We start from the raw sequence: 19,222 nt of genomic DNA on the forward strand, positions 1-19,222 counted from the left end.
AACAAATCTTCATTTCCCCGCCGTTCAGTGCCTCCCCACGCTTGTCTGCCTAGATTCCATCCGCTGATCAAGCGTTTGGCTCGTCTGCGATAGGGCCAAGCGAGTCGATTTCCGCGATCTTCTGAAATTCGCTGAGATAATCCTGCTGATGGTTCGTCAGCCAACGGACGACGCGGCTGTTGGCTAGAAGCTTGGCGATGTAGCCTCGCGCCACGGTCAGGTGCAGATTGTCGATACCATATGTCTCATCGACAGACTTGACCTGCGTTTGGAGTGCCGCCAACTCTCGCTCCATTCGGGCAATCTGCTGCCCAGATGGGGTTTGGGTTCCCGTACCGCGCCCTTTCCTGGCGGTGACGAGTTGGCTCTCAGGCGTGGCGGCCCGGATTGCACGCGCGAACATGATCGAGAAGTTGTTCTGCCCGATCATCAGGTCGGCGGCTTCGATCTGCCTAACTGCAGACACCTGGCGCAGGATGTCGAACACCTTCATCGAGCACGGGGTATCCTTGAGCATCTCGGCGGCCTCGGCACTGATCCCTTCAAGTAGCCGAAATCGTCTGAGAACGGACTGAACCTCAAGATTCAAGGCTTCGGCTATTTCGGTGGCTGAGACGCCTCGCTCCATGGCACGAACGATCATTCGGTGCTCCTGGATCGGCGGAATGCGGTTCACCCGCTTGTTGTAGGTGTAGGTATCATCGTCGGTCGCAAGCAGGCATTCGACTTCGGCGATACCGAGTTCCTTCAATGCCTCTAGGCGTAGGTGGCCATCGAGCAGGAACCATGTGCCAGCGCTTTTGGTATCGGGCAGGACGACGGGCGCTTCGACCAGACCGATCGCCTTGATCGAACTGAGAACCTGCGCATATGACCGGCTTTCGCATGCTCCTTCCGGCAATACCTTGAGGGGAACGATCGCCGCAACCGGAATAGTCACGAAACTCTGATCGAAGGCGAGATGGACGCGACTATCGCTCTCGTGGTGATGTTCGGACCTGTCAGCCATTTTTCTCTCCCGAAATCCGTACGGAGAGAGCCTTCGGCATGGACGCGAGCCCTTCGGCCCTGAGCAGGTTCACGAAGCTTTCATCGGTGAGTAGCTCCTTTAGCGCCTCGACAATGAACAGAAGCCGCGTCTGGGTGAAATCTGACTTCTTGACCAGAAGCCGCTGCTTCTCTGCTTCGCGCTGATACACCTGCATGAGTTCGTTGGCGGTCAGACGACGGCTGAAGCCCTTCCGCCCCAGACGTACGATTGGCAGCGCTCCTTTGCGTTGGCTCTGCATACGCATGTCGAGCATACGCCGGACAGCCGCTAGTTTCTTGCCACGGAGCTGACCCGTCTCATAGGCGTCAAGTAGCAGGTTCTGCGCCTCTTCTGTCTCCGCCTTGGAAATCTCCATCGCCAGCGTGATTGGTATCAAGCCGGTCTCTACCGCCGCCACCAGCCGCTCTTCGCCGCGTTCCAGCAGCGAGGCGATCATATTGACCCAGGAGGCGCCGACGCCGATTTTCTTAGCGATAGCCGCGTCGTTGAAACCACGTGATCTCAGGGCGCTGATTTCCCGCATGAGGTCGATGGGGCGCTGTGTACGCCTCGCGATATTCTCGACGAGGCTCATCACCAGACATTCATTTTCGTTCGCTTCGATCACTACGGCGGGGATTTCGGTCTGGCCGAGCATCTGGAAGGCTTCCAACCGACCTTCGCCGCAGACAAGATCGTACCGCATCCCACCGGGGCCATCATGACGGCTGACCGTGATGGGGCGCTTCAGGCCAACGGCCTCAATATTATTGACGATCTCGCGGTGCTGGCGCTTGTTGCGCGCGCGAGGATTCAGGACGGTAATGCGGGAAATCGGAATCATTTCGATCCGGTTGGGACGAACAGCGGTCATCAGGCGGCCTCGCAAATAGGGATGGGTCTGGCGATGTCGTAGAGAAGGTCGAGATCGTCGAAGCGGTAAGCATCAAGACCGAGGGCATTGTCTTCCGCCAGCCGCACCTTCTCGGAGAGCCTGTCGATGCGCGGAAACAGGTAATAGTCGAGCGGCGTACGATTGAGGCTGTCCATGCGGACGACGACGGTGATATCGGGCATGAGGGAAGTGTCGAAGCGGATATTCCAGCGCAAGAGCCCGGTCGGCGTCTGGAAGCAGCGCGCGATAACGACCGACACACTGAATTCGCCGTTGACGATCATCCGATCGGTCTCGAGATCCTGCCAGGCATCGCTGCCCGCCGTGCGCAGCCCATCGAGCACATCCCGCACGATACCGGGGTGGAGGTTTCGCAGGTCGCGGTTGATTTCGACATAACGATAGTCCCGTTCCGGCTTGAAGCCGACAAGGCTGTAGGCTCTGAGCAGGCTACCGAAGCGCGAGCCGTAGGCGCTGCTTGACGGTAGATCGTCGCATTCATCAATGACGATGCCGGACAGGAGTCCTTGCTTCTGGTAGAGTTCCCGCAGGGCCAGAAGCATTTCTTCGTCGCTCAGGCGGAACGAGCGCGCATTGATGATCGTTCTGGCCGCCTCGAACAGCTCCCGCTCGACAATGGCCACAAATGCCCCCTTGGACCTGATCCACTTGTCGGGGGTGTTGCGAACACGCTTCTTCTTCAGCTTGAAGGAGCGGCGGTTCCACACATTGTCGCCGGCGTATTTCTCGTTGATCAGCAGTTGGTGGATGGTGCCTCTGGTCCAGGGCCGGTCAAGATCGGTCGTGAGACCCCGCATATTGAGGTCGGCGGCAATTTCGCTTTCGCTGCGTCCTTCGTGGACGAAAGTCCGATAGATTTCTCGGACCAGCTCAACCTCTTCGTCCGGCCCCAACGTCAGGATCACGCGATCAGTCTGGAGGCTCTTCTGCTCCCCGCGCCCAAGGTATCCTTTGATCGTTCCGTGTTCGTCGATCAGCGTGCGCCGCAGACCAAAGCCTGCCGGGCCTCCCTGGCGATAGCCCTTTTCGATCAAGCGTCCCTGACCGGCGAACACCTTGACCGAAAGCTCGCGGCTATATTCGCCGGCCATGGCGCTCTTCACGCCCTTGATGATGGCGGCGATCGGGCTGCCGTCGTTCTCGAACTGCTCGGCGCAGTATTGGACGCGAACGCCGGCACGCTTGCAGATATATTCGTAATAGGCGCTCTCGTCCGTATCCTGAAAGCGGCCCCAGCGGCTCACGTCATAGACGAGGATCATCTCGAAATCGGCGCGGCCTTCCGAAACGTCTGTAATCAGGCTCTTGAATGCATCGCGGCCATCAACGCTGAGACCGCTTTTGCCTTCATCGGCATAGGTTCTGACGATCTCGATTCCGCGTTCTTCAGCATATCGCTTGATCGCGTCGGCTTGGTTTTCCGTCGAATACTTCTGATGGTCCGTCGACATGCGGACGTATTCGGCAGCCCGAACAGGACGTTCCGGCTGCTGTGATCGATCGTTGTCGTGAAGTTTCCGGCTCGCCAAAGTTCGCCCTTCTCTCTTTCTGACTGCGGTGATCATGGCGATCAACCGCCGCAGCGTCTGACAGGCTTCTGCCGTGACTCCGCACTGTCGCCAGTCTAATTGCGGAGAAAACGGAAGATGTTGCAGAAAAAGGGCAAGAGATTGCCAGCTTGGAAAGGCGTCCTCAGCAGACGTGAGGTTTACGCCCAGACAATCGCGGAGTTGCTCCGTAAGGAGCATGGCGACAGCCATCGAGCGGTCAAGCAGCTCATGCGCCAGACGGATGCAAGCGAGAGGACCGTGAAGCACTGGCTTTCAGGGCAGCACGGGCCGGATACCGTGTATTTCCTGCGTCTCGTGGTTTCGTCGCCCGTCATCCGGGCATTCGTTCTTGGTCTGATCGAAGGCCCGGCGTCGAGGCGGAGGCCTGACCCGGTGGATCGGTATTCCCTGGCGGCGGCAAAGGACGCCTATGCCGTTGGTGAAGCGGCTCTCAGCCTGCCAAATCAGGGACATCGGAATAATGACCCTGAACATGACCCTGATCGTGACCCAATAGATGACCCTGAAACTGCGGAGCTTAACGAACGGCAGCACTGGTTCCTAGCGCGCGTGGCGGAAGGTGGCCGATGCGGGGCCGCCGAGATCATGGCAATGTGGAAGGTTAGCCTGAAGACCGCTCGGCGTGATATTCGCGGCCTCCAGCAGGCAAGCCTACTGGTGTATGTCGGCTCCCGACGAAAGGGGCGGTACCGCAGGGTTCAATGATGACGCGGGAAGGTTTCCGATCGATTTGATAATGCCTACGTTCGGCGAATTGCGAAAAATGAGTAGTCCCGTACTAAGTGCGCCATCCCTATAATCGGGGATGGCTGCCCTTCTGTCGTCGCATTAAAGTGATGTCGTTGATCGCAACGCGGCCCAACCTAGATCGCAGTGTCCATTGCCAGATTTCCTCACTCCTGAGCAGCGTAGCGCCCATATGGGCAAGATACGCCGAGCCGACACCAAGCCGGAAATAGTTGTGCGCCAGCTTCTGCACCGCCTCGGCTATCGTTTCCGCCTTCAGTGGAAGCCCGCACCTGGTCGCCCGGATATAGCCTTTCCAGGCCGCCGAAAAGTTATCTATGTGCATGGCTGTTTTTGGCACCAACATGAAGGTTGCAAACTAGCAAGAGTGCCCGAGACGAGGAGTTTGTTCTGGGAGGAAAAATTTAAACGAAATAAAGCTCGGGATGCCCGCGATCTCGCTCAAGCGGAGCGAGACGGATGGATGACTCTGGTCGTTTGGGAATGTGAAACGCGGCATGAGCAATCTTTAGAGCGCCGATTGATTGATTTCGTTGGACCGAGGAACAAAAGCCATTCGGCAGCGACCTTGGATCTTGCCTGAGTCGGGGCAATCGCTATTATGCGTCAAATCGATTCACGCCCTCTCACAGGACGATTGGACCACAAATGCGCGCAATAGATTTGTATGCAGGTATCGGCGGTTGGGGCCTAGGCTTGCGATTGGCTGGCGCAGATTTGGTTGCGTCTTATGAGCGGTGGAAGCCGGCTATTGATACCCATAACGGAAATCTAGGCGGTGACATCGAACCTGTTGACATCAGGAAGCTCGACCTTAGTAGCCTTCCGCAAGACATCGATCTGGTGGTTGGGAGCCCACCCTGCACTGAGTTCTCATATGCTAATCGAGGAGGCAGTGGGAACATCGCTGAGGGTTTGAAGGACCTCGTGAAATTCTTCGAGGTGGTTGACTATCTGAAGCCGAAATTCTGGGCGATGGAGAATGTGCCGAGAGTTGCTGAAGTTCTGCGTCACGGGTTCAGTACATCCGACCATGCGCTTTATCGTTTCAGGCACTTCAACCCTGAGATAGCAATCATCGACTTCTCCGAATTTGGTACCCCTCAAGCCAGGAGGCGATGCATAGCAACAAATATACCTTTAAAATATCTGCTGGCATATCGCGAGCGCGTGGATGGCCGGACTCTCGGAGATGTTATTAGCGCAACCTCATCGAACGGGAATGTTATCGATCCCGTATGGGGCGTCTCCATTGCCGCAGAGAAGTTGACGGAGACCGAAGCCGAAGCTCCCCTAAATTCCGAGGAGTTGCGTATGAACAGGGAGGCGAAGGAGTTTCATCCTGTCTACAACAACATGGCCTTCCCCGATCCAATGGATGAAGCAGCGCGCACAGTGACAGCCACATGTACCCGCGTTTCCCGTGAAAGCATTGTTATCCGCGACCCTAATGCAAGGGAGCAGTTCCGTCGATTGACAATCCGCGAACGGGCATCTCTGCAAGGCTTCCCGATAACGTACCAATTCTATGCTCGTTCATTCTCCGAAAAGGCGAAGATGATCGGCAACGCAATTCCCCCGACATTCACTTATCTTCTTGCTCTCGTGGCTCAAGGCCAGAAGGCCGAAGACTTCCACGGCTTCAAAGCGGCCGCTGGCGATCTGGCATTGCCGGCTAAGCCTGCTCCCAAGACGTCTCCTGATGGAGAGGGGAAAACCTATCCGCTTTCCCGAAGCTTCCGTGCAGCGATACCGGGGTTGAGGTTCAAGAGTGGAATGCGCTTTGAATTGGCCAACATCACATCTGGGAAGACCGCCGAATGGCGAATGCGCTTCTTCTTTGGGCCGTCTAAGGATATCCGCGAGATTGAACTTCTGGGAGAAGTGACTGAAGAGATTCAGCACAATCCGCTATTCTCTTCTGTGCTCAATGACTTCAAAGGTGAGCTTACGAAGATCGCACAATTCCTTGCAGGAACCACGCCTACGAAGCTTCAGCTTGCATGGGCTCATAAGGTTGACGGGATTAACCCATATGAAGTTGTGGATAGACTTGGCTCCTTAGCTTCTGATCTACATGATCGATTAACTGCCCGTCTTGATGCAGATGATCTGCCAACTGTAGGCGCATACATCTTGTCTGTTGCCAGCGGATCAAATCCATCAGCTCGAGCTGTGGGGCAGAGTAAGCTAGAGCGGTACGCCCTTCCGATTCTTGCGGGATTAGTGATTGGAGAATGGTTCAATTCATTAGTATGGCACTGCGAACAAAAAGCTGCAGCTTGAGCCGTGCCTGAGCAAAACAGGCCTTATTCATCGTCATCGGAAACGTCAACAATCGGCGTTGCCATGGGGCCTGTATCGCAGGTGTCATCCAGGATCGCGAGATCAGAGCCTGACAGTACCGCGTTTACAACGCGGTAGCGATTCTTCTCAGAACCCCGTGTGGTGAAACTCCTACATGGGATTTTTGTTTGTCGCAAATCTACTACAGTTGTCGTTTCATCCGGCTCGATTCCAATTACAAGTATTGGCATCGTAATTGAGAGATTCGCAGAAGGTAGTTCCCTTATAACTCTTTCATAGCTGACGACATTTGAATCTATCCTTCTCGCGAGGGACCACATTGGGACTATCGATAGTCCTATGTGTGCTAGAGACTGTGCATATGCAGTCTGAAGCTTGAAGATATCCGAGTACCATCGACTCATGTTTCCGAACTGCACTTCAGCTTGAATGGTCACATTGCTAAAGCTCTTCCTAAAATCAGCTGCTAATTTTGATTGTTGGATCAGGGTAGCTAGCGGATGATAAAGCCAATCGTTCTCAACCGCGAGAACTCGATCAAACCATGTGTTCATGCACTGCTGAACAACATCCAACCTTCTATTTTTCTCGCTCTTCCCAGGAAATGTGAAAACTGGGGTATCCGCCACGACCTTCGTGATTTCATCCCACGCCATTTTGTTCGTGTGATGCTCTAATATTTCCTGAGCGTATCTGTAGCTGAAAATCTGATATCGCATTGCCTAGAATCGCTTGCCTCACTAACCATCAATGCCGTGATCAGCGAAGCGCCGTCAACACGTAGAGCGCGAAATGTGATGTCGGCTTCACCGCGACTCCCCTGTACATGTCTCCATGGCAATGCCTATAACCCAAAGGTGTAGGAGCATATCGTTATTATGGCAGATTTGTTTGACAATCTAAGAAGCAAGGGCTTCCAAGTTGAGTTTCGCTCACACGCCAAGGCCATCTTGAGCGTGGATTTTCCTGAAGCTGCAGGTGAAATCGAGGCGGCACTTTTGGCGACAACCATCCCTATTGAGGAGATTATAGCGGGCGGAGGTGGCGAGGCAAAAGGTACTCAACGCCTACGTCGCGGTTTGACTGCGTTGGGATGGACAAAGACGCAATTCATCGTGGAAAAGAGGATCAACGGAATCCCGAGCGAAGCCCAGTCGCATGAGGTAGATCATGTGAAGGAGTTTCCCGATGTGGGCCGGGTCGCCCTTGAAATCGAATGGAACAATAAGGACCCCTTTTACGATCGCGACCTCGAAAATTATAAACGCCTTCATGCAGACGGGGCGATCTCAATAGGAGTGATTGTTACGCGTGGGCGGTCGCTGCATGAGAGTATGCGGTCGCTGGTCCGACGGTTTTTGGATGAACGGCAAATCCAGGGAATCGATGATCTTGTTGAATGGGGCTATGAGCCAACCTCCAGGCAACGTAAGGGGATTGCAGAGCGAATGCAGAGGGCACGCAATCCTTTGACTTTCCGAGAGGCCTTCACTGATAAGTTCGTGGGTGACAAATTTGGGGAAGCGACCACTCATTGGCGGAAGCTCGATGACCGACTTCGTCGAGGGGTGGGGAATCCTTGCCCTCTGGTTTTGATTGGATTGCCCGACACAATTATTACCTTTGATGAAGGGAAAGCTGCCCTGCATGAAGTGGAGCGTGACGAGGAAGCGATTGAATAAAGCGTAGTGTATTAATCCGCAATTGGCACCGATGCTACGGGCCAAGTTCCGAATTAACTGGCTCGCGAGAAGAATGGCTTGTTCGTACCTGGATTGTTGATGGGATGGGCTCCGACGAAATTCTTGGGATGGATGGCGCAGTGCCAACTGGCTGAGCTACTATGACATCAAAAAGGGAGAACGGACTTTCGTCCGATCTCCCTGATTGTGTAGAGGCTTGGCACCCTCAGGCTTCGCGCCGGCTCGGCAAGCCCAACTTCCAGCGGATCATGTCCGCGAGGATAGGGAAAATATCGTTGTGCTTTGCGCCGAAGCGGAAGAAGCTGCCTTGGATCGCACCAATGTCGCGATTGGCGGTGCCACCATCGTCCGGCAGGTAGTTTGCCAGCCTATTGAGCCCCGTATCCAGCCGCTCGCCTTCCGACATCTCGTAATAGCGCCACATTGGATTTTCATGGCTGAAATCGACCTCGGGAATACCTACGAGGAACTGATCATAGAGGGCTTCAGCATTGTCAGGCCGACGATTGTTCCAGTTGAGATCATAAGCAATCTTGGCAAGCGCCTTTAGAACGACGGGTTGCGCCGCTACTGTCTTCTCCTTCGCCCGGTCGTCGCCGAAGCCTGGAATCTGCACAATCTGACCCCATAGCTCGAAGATTGCGTTCTCACGTGGCTCAATGATCGCAGGCGTGGCGCCCGCGACATTGCCCTTATTGAGAAAGGCCGTGGCGTTGATCGCTACCACATCCTTGAGCACCAGTGCGCCGGTATCCTGTGACCAATCCTTCACCTCGGAGTCTATGATTCGCAGACCCAGGTCTTCGCTGAGCCGGCGTTTGATGAAGTGGGTAACAGGGTTCGAACCGTCAAACTGAAATGCAAGCGAAGCGTCGACCTTCTTGCCTAGCCGGTTGAGATCGTGGAACAACTGGCGCTCCTGGTCGATGTCCAAGCCGAGGTGGACCTCTACCGTGAGCGTCGCATAGGCACGAGCTGCCTCATAGGCCTCCGTCCAGACCTGCATGTCGGCATCGGCAACCGGCTTGCCCTTCTCGGCAAACAGTACTGCCCCCTTGCCAGGATATCGGGCGGTCTGACGGACGGTGTCGAGGAAGTTCATCGCCAGTTCAGCCGCGTGGCGGCGATGCTGGCCATCGATCACCCACAGGATGTGTCGTTCGGAGAGGAAGACTTTGAAGCCAGCAGTCTCATCCTGCTTGGTCTCAAGACGGATACCGCGAATGCCGCCTGCACCGGTGCCGCCGGGCGGTACGTTGCGGATGTTACAGACAAGTGGCTGCAGGGAGAAATAGGGCTGTTCCCCCAGGGCGCGGAGCACCCCCTCGAATGCGTCAGGGACGTCCTTGCCCAGTGCGATACGGCGCATTTTTGCTGCGGAGACGAGGCCTTTGACCATGTAAACCGCGAGCTTGCGCGCGTGCCCTTCGTCCAGCGGACGCTGCGCGACCGGGCCGCTCTCGCGATCATTTGCGACATCAGAAATATCGTAGAATTTGCGGAAAGGTACAGACATCGTAAAAACGCGATGGCCGAGATTGTGGCCAATAAAGACGTTGAACGGGGTTTCGTTGATGTCGCCGGAATCGGCAAGGATATCAAGCGTATCAAGCTCGCGGGCGGTCTGGAGGGGGATGGGCAACTCGCCGGACTTAGGGTACATATCTTTTTCCTTGTTTCTGTCGTGCTAAGAGCGGCTAGCTTGCCGGTAAGCGCCCTTGGCATGCTTGGAAATAAGCCCATGGGAGGGGTTTCGTCAATAGAAAAATCTCCCATGGGATTTTATTTTTAATATCCAGGGCGTAACATATTAATTCGGGCAGATATGCAGCTATTGCGATAGAGCCTGTGAAAGCCCTTCAGGAATACGTCTTAATCCGTGTTCTCGGTCGCTACGGTGTTTGCGAACAGCTTCCGTAGGTACGCCATACCCCGCATGCGGTACCGTTCCTACATATGGCAGCGGTCGCCAGCGGCGCAGCTACACGCGGGCGGCGTGCATGCAGCCCCCTAGTATTATTCAGCGGAACGAATGTGAGATGGACACGCTGCCCCGACCCGGCTAACGTGGCGCTGTGAAAATCACGGACGAGGCTTCTCGTGAGGAATTGCTCTAGACAGTTCCGATGCTCGAGTTGCGCCCGCCCAGCTTGCTGGGAGCAAAGGTGGCTAACCTCACAAAACCGGGACCGTAATCTAGATACGGCACTAAGACCCTAACGCTACTCGTTACGGCTGAATCACGTTTTCAAACCCGAATATTAATCGGGGCGGAGGCGTGCGAGCCGTTTTGCCTGTGCGTTAGCCGCTCCCTCTACGAAGGATACGTAGATGGATGCTGTTTTCCATATACCTGAATCTTCCGCAGGCGGCGTTCATGCTGAACGCCTTCTCACCCTCCATCAAGCCGCTGAGGCACTTGGCCTCCACTATTGGCAGCTTCAGCGCGCCGTAAAACGCGGTGCGATCCCGAGCTATACGCCTTTCGGCCGGAAGCTTGTGAAACTGTCCGAGGTCGTCGCCTACATCAACTCCTGCCGTCAGGGAGGTGGCGATGCGTAAGTTCTATTCCCCGCCGAACTATGACGACCCCGTCGAATATCTGACCCCGCCGACGTACTACCATGCACCGTTGCGGGTCGGTGTGCACGTGATGCCGTTCATGCCGGATGTCACGTTCACCCTGACGATGGACCGTGAGACCGGCTCCCTCGCTGTCGTTGTCACGCAGGAGACGTGTGATGACGAAACCTGACCATACGTTCGGCGAACTTGCGCCGCTTTATCGTAAGGCAGGTTTCTGGCCGCGCCCGGTTCGTCCCGACACGAAAGCCTGCCCGTTCAAGAAGTGGAACCTTCCGGACCCCGAGCGTAAGCTCGGGGAACTGGACGGCTGGCTGGAAACCCATGGTCATTGGGGCATCGGCCTTGTCCTCGGTTCGCCGTTCCCGGATGGCACCAAGCTTGCCGCTGTTGACATCGACCATGGCGCTTACGTGCGTGTAACGCAGGCGCTGCTGCGCAATCCGGTCTGCGGTCGGATCGGTGCGAAGGGTATCGCTTATCTCGTTCGCCTGCGCGGCGACGGCAAGTATCGCGGCCTGAAAGTGAAGGGCGAGAATGGGGCCAAGATCGGTGAAATCCTTTGCGACAACCGCTTCCTTGTCCTGCCCCCGACCATCCATCCCGACATCAGACAACCGTACCGCTGGGTCGGTCGCCCTCTGCTTGAGGTCGACTACCGCGAACTCCCCATTATTGAGGCATGAACATGCAAGACACTGCACCGAAAATCCCCATCGGCCTGATCGAAACTGTACTGAATTCCCCCAACGCCGCCGGCCTTATAGCTGGCGGCGAAACGCACATGTCCGCGCTGCATTTCGTCGGCGAGGTCGTACCGTTCACGCCGGACGAGTCTTGGATACTGGAGATCGTCGCTGGCTGCCTTCCGACCAACTACTCCGGCAACACGCTCGGCGAAATCCCCGGCATGATCTCGGATAGCCTCAAAAAGGGCTACGGCGCGCCGTCGAAAAGCAAGAAGGGATCGGCAGCGGAGACCGGGCTGAACATTGTGCGCCAACCCGAAATGGAGCTGTTCCATACGCCGCAAAAGGTCGGCTTTGCTGCTCTCACGCTGCCGGAGCATGGAACGATCTGCCTTCCCATTCGCTCCGACATGATGAAGAACTTCGTCCGTCTCCGCTATTACAACAAAACGGGCAAGACGATTGGCCGCGAAGCCGTGACGGAAGTTGTCGATCAGTTGGAAGCAGAGGCACTGTTCATCTCTCCCGAGGAAGAGGTGCATATACGTCTCGCCGGGCACGATGGCGATGTCTATTATGACCTCGGCCAGTCTGACGGCACGATGGTAAAGAGCACTCCGGCAGGTTGGACGTTGGTGCGAGAAGCTCCGGTTCGTTTCCACCGCCCCAATGGCTTCACTGCTCAGGTAACGCCCGCCCGTGGGGGTAATCTCGATGATCTGCGTGAGCTGCTCCAGCTCGATATGAAGAACTGGGTGCTGCTGCTCGCCTTCCTGATTATCTCGCTCAAGCCGACCCACCCCTATATGGCGCTTCTGCTAAGCGGCGGCCATGGGAGCGGCAAGAGCAAGATCAGCGAATTGGTCAAGCGGATTATCGATCCGAACGCGCTGGAAAAGTTCCGTCTTCCCAAGGACGAACACACCCTGGCCATCCAGGCGGCGATGGTGCGGATGCTGGTCTACGACAACACCTCGTCCGTACGCTGGGACCTGTCGGACGCGCTTTGCGCCATGCTGACGGGCGGTGGCTTCAGCATCCGCAAATACTACACCGACGACGAGCAGCGCATGTTCAAGAATGCTCGCCCCGCCATCATCAACGGCATTGGCGAGTTTGCCAGCCAGCACGACTTGTTGGACCGCGCGATCGCGATAAAGCTGCCGACGATGCCGGCAGGGACCCGGATGACGGAGAAAGCGATCAACGCGCGCTTCGAGGCGATCCTGCCCGGCGTTCTCGGCTGCCTGTTCGACATCGTCAGCGTGGCGCTGCGCCGTTTCGACGAGGTGGAGTCGCCGACGACCGTCAGAATGGCTGATGCGGCACAGTGGCTGATCGCAGCCGAGCCGGCTACCGGCCTCCCTGAAGGCACGTTCCTGCGTGCCCTTGAGGCGAGCGTCAAGGACGTGACCATTGAGAACACGATCAACCATCCGCTCGTGCTGGCGATCCTGAAGCTGCTCGATCACGGTGGCCCTGAACGCGTATTCGAGGGCTCCATGGGCGAGTTGCACGATAAACTCAAGGACGAGTACGGCCGGCTCGGACCGCAAATGCCGCAGACCGCCTCGCACCTGTCGAACGCACTCCAGCGCCTCGCGCATGGCATGGCGGAGATCGGCATCAAGGTCGAGATGCAGCAGCGCACCAACCGGGCTCGCCCTGTGCGCATTTGGATCGAGGCGAACGGTCTGACGCCGGAACCGAGTGAAATGGTCAAGCGGCTTCTATAAGGCGATGCGAGTGGCGGCGGTGGTGCCGGTGGCGCTGCCCTGCACCCCTAGGGGGGTATGGCAGGCGGCGGCGTGCGGCGCAGGGTGGGACCGCGCCGCTGCGCACGGGGCGGCAGGGCACCCACACCGCGTACACGCCGCCACTCGGCCCTCCGTCAGAACACCGTGCGCCGCCCCGCTATCACCGCAACCGTCATTCGCCGAACGCTCCTTGCTCGCGATTTCAACCTCGGCGGTCGCGGAATCCGCACCATTTCGAGGCCCCGTTTCATCGGGGCCTCTGCCTCCCAACACATGGCAAGGTTGCGCGGCCGGTTACAAATCCGGGCCGCAGAGTGGGCTTCAAGGCACAATTGACGATTCATTGTGCCGGTTACAGCCGCCGTGTTTTCCTCGCCATTTTTTCATCTGACACAGGAAACCCGATGACTGATTTCAACGTCTCCATCACCAGCACAACGCGCCGCCGCAAGCTGAGCAGCGGCACGATTGCCTCCTATCCGCAGTACTATTGCGAGTATCGCGATCCCCCCACGGGTAAGCGACGCCGCCGCGCCTTCAATCGCAAAAAGGATGCCGAAGCCTTCCGTAACGCTTTGCTGCTCAAGGTCGCTGAGGGCAACTATGTCGATGAACGCACTGCGCCGACCGTCAGCAAGGCCCTCGACCATTGGCTCGGCACCAAGGAGGACAGCGTCAAGGCTTCGACCCTCAAGGGCTATAAGGTGGTCGTCAATGGCACGATCCGTGGCCCCCTGCTGATCGGCACCAAGCAAGAACGCGCTGACTACACGGAAACCGGTGTCGCTCCCAAGGGGGCTCGTTTCCTCAAGATGCTCGGTGACGTGAAGCTGACCGACCTGACGACGGCAATGATCCGCGTCTGGCATAAGACGGTCATCGAACAGTGCGGCCAGTACACGGCGAATCGTGCGAAGTCGCATCTCAAGTCCATTCTCGCCTTGGCAGAGGAGGATTTCGGCGTCCGCGCTCCCTCCATGCCGACCGGGCTTCCCCGCATACGGAATAAGCAGAAGAAGGCGATCCTGACGCCGGAACACATCGCCAAGCTGATCGCCGTCGCCAAGGACGATCCGGAACACGGCATTTATTACGCTTTCCCCTTCCTCGCCGGCACGCGCCCGTCCGAACAGCTCGGCCTGCTTTGGAACGAGGTCGATTTCGACAAGAACACCATCCGTATCTGCCGCATCCAGGAGCGTGACGGCACGCTGACGGAGATGACGAAGACGGAAGCGGGCACGCGCGACATTCCGATGGGCGCGACGCTGCGCGAGATGCTGCTGGCGTGGCGCGTGCGTTGCCCGAGGAAGGGTAAAGAGCTTCATCGCGTCTTCCCCGGTCCCGGCCGGCTTCAGGAGTGGCCGCTTCCCCGCCTCGGTGGCGGCGGGCCGCTCCTCTATCAGAACTTCCGCAAGCGTTATTGGGCTCCGGCTTTCAAGGGGCTCGGTATCCCCTATGTAACACCGCATTCTGCTCGCCATTCCTTCATCTCGACCTTGCAGGCGCAGGGGATTGAGGTGGGGCTGGTCGCGCAGATCGCCGGCCATGCCAACCCGACGGTGACGCTTGGCCATTACACCCAGGCCGTGCGTGACGGAAGTGTTGCAATCGAGGCGCTGGATCGCGCCTACGCCCGGTAGGCCGCAGCGGGGCGCGGTATAGGCACGCCGCGCCCCGCCGACCGCACGTCCGCGCGCGCGGGCCATAGGGCCGGCCCCACAGCCCCGCCACACCGCAGCGCGCGTCCCCGTACACTTCTCGTGGCAGGGACAGGTGCCAGCCCTGAGAACGGCCCCTTTCGTTACCTTCTCGCCAATAATTGTGCGTCGATTCTCGCCGTGATTTCCTGTCCTGTTGGGCAAAGGAGAACACCATGCACATTCTGGTCAGAGACAAGCGCACCGGGGCCGAGGACTGGATTCTAATTGAGCACGCGGCGATGCTGATGGGGATGGAAGCCGACGACATCGACGCTGCCCTGGAGGAGTTCGGGGAATGTGAGGTCGAGGACTTCATCGCACTCGACCCGGAATAGGCGGCAGCGGCGATCCATCGTCCTGATACAGCAAGGGCGTCGGTTATGCCGACGCCCGCTTCAATTTGTATCTCAGTTTCCGGGGGAAGTGTTCAACCCTCCCCCCTTTCAGCAAGATATGGGTGATACTGCCGGGGGACCCACTCGTCGCTGCGAACGTTTTCCGCCAACCTGAATACACATAGCCGCGCGCCCTATTCGATGACGTAGCTCACCGACGACGGTGCGACACGGAGGACCCGAAGCGTTTTGCCTTCCACGGTCACGCTCTGCCCGGTGCCAATCGTAAGCTGGATAGGGCGCTGCGCCGATGCATATTGCGACGAGCCACGCGGCCCGATGACCTGATAGGAGGTCGAGGTTGCCGTGCCGGACACCGGCACGTTCCCGATGGAGCCTTCGATATTAGTATTTGTCGTGTGCGGAATGATCAGCGGCGTCTCGCTCATCGTCGTAGCATTGCTGTCGACAATGATGTCCGACCGCTCGAAGACGGCCTTGGAACCCCGGATGCCGATATAGCGAACCGTGGTCCTGCCGGCGTTCGTCGTGCGGCCGAACAGATCGGCGCGACCGAAGGCATTGGGCAATGCGCGCTTCGATTGGAACGACATGACCGTATCGCCGGGGCCTGCCGTGCGCACCTTGCCGGCATTAGGCGTCGTCAGCGTCGTCTTTGTTTCGACAGGCGCGCAGGCAACCAGCGTCAGCGAAAGCGGCAATGCCGCGAGGGTGAACAATTTCTTGGTCATGGAATCTCCAACCAATTGAGAAAAAAGCGAAAATGGAAACATGCGGGAAAGCCGCCGTCAATCATGGGGTCGTCGGTTCGATCCCTAAGAACTTCCCGGACATGAACTCGTGCGCAAATCTGGTGCTGGCGACATCTGCGGCAGAATGCAGCTGAGGCGGGCTGTCCGGGTGTAGGAGCAGCAGGAAGACGACGTGCGCGGTGCTGAACGCCCGCAGCGACGCGCCGGGCGCGGCAGCACGTAGCCGTTCGGCGCAGCGGGCTAGGAACACCGCCCGCTCGATCCTCGGAAAATGCTGATAGATGAGCAGCGACTTGCCGGAGCCGTAGAACGCCGCCACCTCGTCAAGGTAGAGGTACTTGGACGAATTCTTGCGGCCCTTCGGCAGCGATGACACCTCAAGGCCGTTGTCGGGATCAAAGAAGATCAGATCAACGTCGCGGAATTCATAGGCGCAGCGCCCCATGAAGGCATGCCGACCGGCAAGTTCATCGGGCAGCAGCGCGTTATGGTAGATCGCACTGGGGACAGCCCCACTGCCCTCTATCGTTGCCAAACGGCGGCGGTCCGGTTCGGCGGCCGCGTCGGCCAATATGTCAAAGAGTTTCGGATCGACATGGCGATGACGCTCGGGCTGCTGCAAATAGGCTAGCTTGTTGCCGTCCGTTCGACCGTCTGAAGCCGTCAGCATCCAGCATACGCCGATGTGGTTCGCGCCGCCCGACGACAGCGCCCGCAGCAGTGCGTATTTCCGGTAATCGTTGATGTCCCCGACGTACTGATCCTTCACGCGCCCCTCCGAATCGTATTGCGCGTGCAGTATCCTCGAATACCCTAATTTGGGGTACTCCAAAATCGGGTCTTATTGAAGAGCTGGTCCTTGAACTGGCGCTTCCTTTGTCTTCAATTCGCTCCGATCTTTACCGCCATATGATCGATCTGCTCATCGCAGCCCGAAAAGACGCCGGCCTGTCTCAAATGCAGGTTGGGGAACGTCTTGGGCAACGACAAACCTTCGTGTCAAAATATGAATTGGGCGAGCGGAGATTGGACGCGGCTGAGTTCGTAGTTATAGCTCGCGCTATTGGCGCCAATCCCTATTCGATAATGGAGCGGTCAGAAAAGGCGGAATAGCAAGAGTGCCAAGAAATTCGCGAACTGCTCATAAAAGTCTGTATTGTCGCGAAAAAAGTGACACCGGCAATGTGTAATCACCTAAACCCGAGTTGGTGTAGGTAATATACCATCCACAATCAACCGAACCACTTCACCGGCTCTATCGCGAACAAAATACGCCTTCAGGTAAACCATATCGCGCTTCATGTTGTCGATGAGTGTTTGCTTGATAGATGGGAGTACATCGTAAGGGATATTGAATCCAACTATCTTCGCGCCACCTTCTATTTTTAATTTCCCCCATCCATTATCTTTATTAAACTGTGTAATGTCTCCAAGTATTGCTATTGGATTTTTGTCAACTACGGCAGTTTCTATGTCCTCAGCCATCTTTCGATCTAGGAACAGGACAGAACGCGTTTGGCCTGCGTTAGATGACCTAACTTCTAACGTATCAGCACTCGTTCGCAATGCCGTTGCCATTTCGTTCATAAGTGGTGCGGACATCGCAATTAATTTCTGACTCTGTGCTGAATCTATTTGAGCTATCATAGCCCCACTGTCAGCTAAACGTGCCTCGCGCTCAATCTCCGCTGTACGCCGCCTAATTAACTCTTGCACTTGCGGTGGCTGATTGAAAATCAACGCACCATTAGCGGCTACTTCCGCTACAAGTTGATCCAGCACCGACATCGGCTCCGAGCTAAATCCGCCGTCTACAGCTTGGCCGCCATCATTTGGGACGTTGGCGCTAGCTATAGCAACTTCGTCTATTTTCTCGATAACCCTCTCACCGACATAAGCAATCAAATCCGATAATGATATATTTATGAAGTTTCCTTGGGAAGATTCCTGACCCGGATCTTCAACATTTATGTTAAAAGAGCCATCAGATTGACTTATTAATTTGATATCAAAGTTTGACTTCGACGTTATATTCTTAGAGAATTTTCCGCTTCGCCGAAATTGAGCCAATTTCACCATTAAACGAGCCGCAGCATATTGAAAGCGAGCAGATTCATAGAAGTTCATTTTATGAGAATCGGCAAGTGCGCCTTCAAAGTGAAAAGTCAATGTCTCCGACATAGCAATTAAATTCCCCTCTAGGATGCGGCCCACATCCTTGCTAATCATGATTGCAATTTGCACTTTGTGCGGTTCTTTACAAACCCTTCTCGCACTTATTGCGTAATTTAATAGCAAGAATAGCTGAAACGGAAAAAATGAACGAAATCAGTATCGGTGCCGTTGGCGCAGCCCTGATAGCAGGCCTTGTATCGCTGCTTGGGCTTATTATAGGAAAAGAGCAAAAGGTTTCAGAATTCCGACAGGCATGGGTCGATGAGCTACGAAAATGCCTTGTTGCTTATTTGGTAAACATCAACGCCATCTGCGATGCTTTGAGATTACGAAAGGCAGGAAAATCGATCGATGACGCCGCTCTGCTTGCAAACTACAAATTGCTCAATGAGGCGAACCATGGAATTCGCTTACGCGTTAACGCCGCGGAGGCCCCGGCGGAGGCCTTGCTGAAATCCATGACAGACTTCGAAGCCCTTTCTACAGACAATGCCAGTTTGACGCCGGATAGAATTCGGGTGGTTGAACAGGCATTCGTTGAAGCCTCCAAGGGTCTACTCAAATTTGAATGGAACCGCGTCAAGCGAGGAGAAAAGACCTTCGTTTGGACTAAACGCGTTGTTTGCTTGATGATTGCAAGCATGCTCGCGATTTTGGTGTACGCTTGGGCCACCACTGCACAAACTAAAGTGAGCCCAAAAAACAATGGACATTTGTTTCAGCTCATTCGTCTCAAAACAGCCGACTCGATGGATTCAGCTGGGTTGATAATCCGCGACTTAGCCATCGAAAATCTACGACCATGGAACTACGCTGTTAGCGTCGGCTATGACGTAACCCTGCGGTAACCGCGATCTTTCCGCCCGCTCTCGTGCCTCGCGATTTCAACCGTGCCAAAACGCACAAAAGCCCCGGCGAACCGAGGCTTCGAAG

20 protein-coding genes are annotated in these 19,222 nt (G+C 56.2%); 12 read left to right on the top strand and 8 right to left on the bottom strand.

Going from position 1 to position 19,222, the window contains the following annotated elements:
* Positions 1–67 precede the first annotated feature (67 nt).
* From DSD28_RS17920 to DSD28_RS17930, 3 genes are read right to left on the bottom strand one after another with little or no spacing between them, the layout of a single operon-like run.
* On the bottom strand, positions 68–1,009 hold the full coding sequence (locus DSD28_RS17920) for a plasmid partitioning protein RepB C-terminal domain-containing protein (RefSeq protein ID WP_119257796.1): 942 nt from the start codon (positions 1,007–1,009) through the stop codon (positions 68–70).
* On the bottom strand, positions 1,002–1,904 hold the full coding sequence (locus DSD28_RS17925) for a plasmid partitioning protein RepB C-terminal domain-containing protein (protein WP_119257797.1): 903 nt from the start codon (positions 1,902–1,904) through the stop codon (positions 1,002–1,004). The genes DSD28_RS17920 and DSD28_RS17925 overlap by 8 nt, the downstream gene beginning before the upstream one ends.
* Positions 1,904–3,511 carry a recombinase family protein gene (locus DSD28_RS17930; RefSeq protein ID WP_281048105.1) on the bottom strand — a complete coding sequence of 536 codons (1,608 nt, stop codon included), beginning with the start codon at positions 3,509–3,511 and terminating at the stop codon, positions 1,904–1,906. The genes DSD28_RS17925 and DSD28_RS17930 overlap by 1 nt, the downstream gene beginning before the upstream one ends.
* A gap of 81 nt (positions 3,512–3,592) precedes the next feature.
* On the opposite strand from DSD28_RS17930, the gene DSD28_RS17935 reads away from it, so the two are divergent.
* From DSD28_RS17935 to DSD28_RS17945, 3 genes are all read left to right on the top strand, one after another.
* Positions 3,593–4,222, top strand: coding sequence for a DeoR family transcriptional regulator (locus DSD28_RS17935; protein WP_119257799.1), 630 nt, complete (start codon positions 3,593–3,595; stop codon positions 4,220–4,222).
* A gap of 175 nt (positions 4,223–4,397) precedes the next feature.
* Positions 4,398–4,847 (top strand): very short patch repair endonuclease, encoded by a 450-nt coding sequence (locus DSD28_RS17940; protein ID WP_119257800.1) that lies wholly within the window; start codon positions 4,398–4,400, stop codon positions 4,845–4,847.
* A gap of 65 nt (positions 4,848–4,912) precedes the next feature.
* Entirely contained in the window at positions 4,913–6,550 is a 1,638-nt protein-coding gene (locus DSD28_RS17945; protein WP_119257801.1) for a DNA cytosine methyltransferase, read from the top strand.
* 23 nt (positions 6,551–6,573) lie between these two features.
* On the opposite strand, the gene DSD28_RS17950 is transcribed toward DSD28_RS17945, so the two are convergent.
* Positions 6,574–7,290, bottom strand: a complete 717-nt coding sequence (locus DSD28_RS17950; protein WP_119257802.1) for a BglII/BstYI family type II restriction endonuclease — start codon at positions 7,288–7,290, stop codon at positions 6,574–6,576.
* 159 nt (positions 7,291–7,449) lie between these two features.
* Between DSD28_RS17950 and DSD28_RS17955 the strand changes: the two genes are divergently transcribed.
* Positions 7,450–8,253: a BglII/BstYI family type II restriction endonuclease gene (locus DSD28_RS17955; protein WP_245424870.1), complete on the top strand. Its 804-nt coding sequence runs from the start codon at positions 7,450–7,452 to the stop codon at positions 8,251–8,253.
* Between the two features lie 226 nt (positions 8,254–8,479).
* Here the strand turns inward: DSD28_RS17955 and DSD28_RS17960 are convergent, their stop codons facing one another.
* Positions 8,480–9,937, bottom strand: coding sequence for a DNA sulfur modification protein DndB (locus DSD28_RS17960; RefSeq protein ID WP_119257803.1), 1,458 nt, complete (start codon positions 9,935–9,937; stop codon positions 8,480–8,482).
* 668 nt (positions 9,938–10,605) lie between these two features.
* Here DSD28_RS17960 and DSD28_RS25975 point away from each other — a divergent pair.
* From DSD28_RS25975 to DSD28_RS25980, 6 genes are all read left to right on the top strand, one after another.
* On the top strand, positions 10,606–10,836 hold the full coding sequence (locus DSD28_RS25975) for a helix-turn-helix transcriptional regulator (RefSeq protein WP_162911449.1): 231 nt from the start codon (positions 10,606–10,608) through the stop codon (positions 10,834–10,836).
* On the top strand, positions 10,829–11,029 hold the full coding sequence (locus tag DSD28_RS17965) for a hypothetical protein (protein WP_119257804.1): 201 nt from the start codon (positions 10,829–10,831) through the stop codon (positions 11,027–11,029). The genes DSD28_RS25975 and DSD28_RS17965 overlap by 8 nt, the downstream gene beginning before the upstream one ends.
* Positions 11,016–11,543, top strand: a complete 528-nt coding sequence (locus DSD28_RS17970; RefSeq protein ID WP_119257805.1) for a bifunctional DNA primase/polymerase — start codon at positions 11,016–11,018, stop codon at positions 11,541–11,543. Before DSD28_RS17965 ends, DSD28_RS17970 begins: the two co-directional genes overlap by 14 nt.
* A 2-nt stretch (positions 11,544–11,545) precedes the next feature.
* Positions 11,546–13,282, top strand: coding sequence for a hypothetical protein (locus DSD28_RS17975; protein ID WP_162911450.1), 1,737 nt, complete (start codon positions 11,546–11,548; stop codon positions 13,280–13,282).
* 425 nt (positions 13,283–13,707) lie between these two features.
* Entirely contained in the window at positions 13,708–14,946 is a 1,239-nt protein-coding gene (locus tag DSD28_RS17980) for a site-specific integrase (protein WP_119257807.1), read from the top strand.
* 233 nt (positions 14,947–15,179) lie between these two features.
* On the top strand, positions 15,180–15,341 hold the full coding sequence (locus DSD28_RS25980) for a hypothetical protein (protein WP_162911451.1): 162 nt from the start codon (positions 15,180–15,182) through the stop codon (positions 15,339–15,341).
* Positions 15,342–15,535: 194 nt separating this feature from the next.
* On the opposite strand, the gene DSD28_RS17985 is transcribed toward DSD28_RS25980, so the two are convergent.
* Both DSD28_RS17985 and DSD28_RS17990 read right to left on the bottom strand, forming a co-directional pair.
* Positions 15,536–16,093, bottom strand: a complete 558-nt coding sequence (locus DSD28_RS17985) for a hypothetical protein (protein ID WP_119257808.1) — start codon at positions 16,091–16,093, stop codon at positions 15,536–15,538.
* A 61-nt stretch (positions 16,094–16,154) separates the two neighbouring features.
* The gene (locus tag DSD28_RS17990) at positions 16,155–16,883 is read right to left on the bottom strand and encodes a hypothetical protein (RefSeq protein ID WP_119257809.1); all 729 of its coding nucleotides are present in this window, start codon (positions 16,881–16,883) and stop codon (positions 16,155–16,157) included.
* Positions 16,884–17,023: 140 nt separating this feature from the next.
* Here DSD28_RS17990 and DSD28_RS17995 point away from each other — a divergent pair, with 140 nt between their 5' ends.
* Positions 17,024–17,227, top strand: a complete 204-nt coding sequence (locus DSD28_RS17995) for a helix-turn-helix domain-containing protein (protein ID WP_119258004.1) — start codon at positions 17,024–17,026, stop codon at positions 17,225–17,227.
* An 81-nt stretch (positions 17,228–17,308) separates the two neighbouring features.
* Here DSD28_RS17995 and DSD28_RS18000 read toward each other — a convergent pair whose 3' ends face one another.
* The gene (locus tag DSD28_RS18000) at positions 17,309–18,358 is read right to left on the bottom strand and encodes a hypothetical protein (protein WP_245424871.1); all 1,050 of its coding nucleotides are present in this window, start codon (positions 18,356–18,358) and stop codon (positions 17,309–17,311) included.
* A 74-nt stretch (positions 18,359–18,432) separates the two neighbouring features.
* Between DSD28_RS18000 and DSD28_RS18005 the strand changes: the two genes are divergently transcribed.
* Complete coding sequence (locus tag DSD28_RS18005) at positions 18,433–19,137, top strand: hypothetical protein (RefSeq protein ID WP_119257810.1); 705 nt, start codon at positions 18,433–18,435, stop codon at positions 19,135–19,137.
* Positions 19,138–19,222 lie beyond the last annotated feature (85 nt).

The sequence above is a fragment of the Shinella zoogloeoides genome (assembly GCF_003574625.1).
Taxonomy (GTDB): Bacteria; Pseudomonadota; Alphaproteobacteria; order Rhizobiales; family Rhizobiaceae; genus Shinella; species Shinella zoogloeoides_A.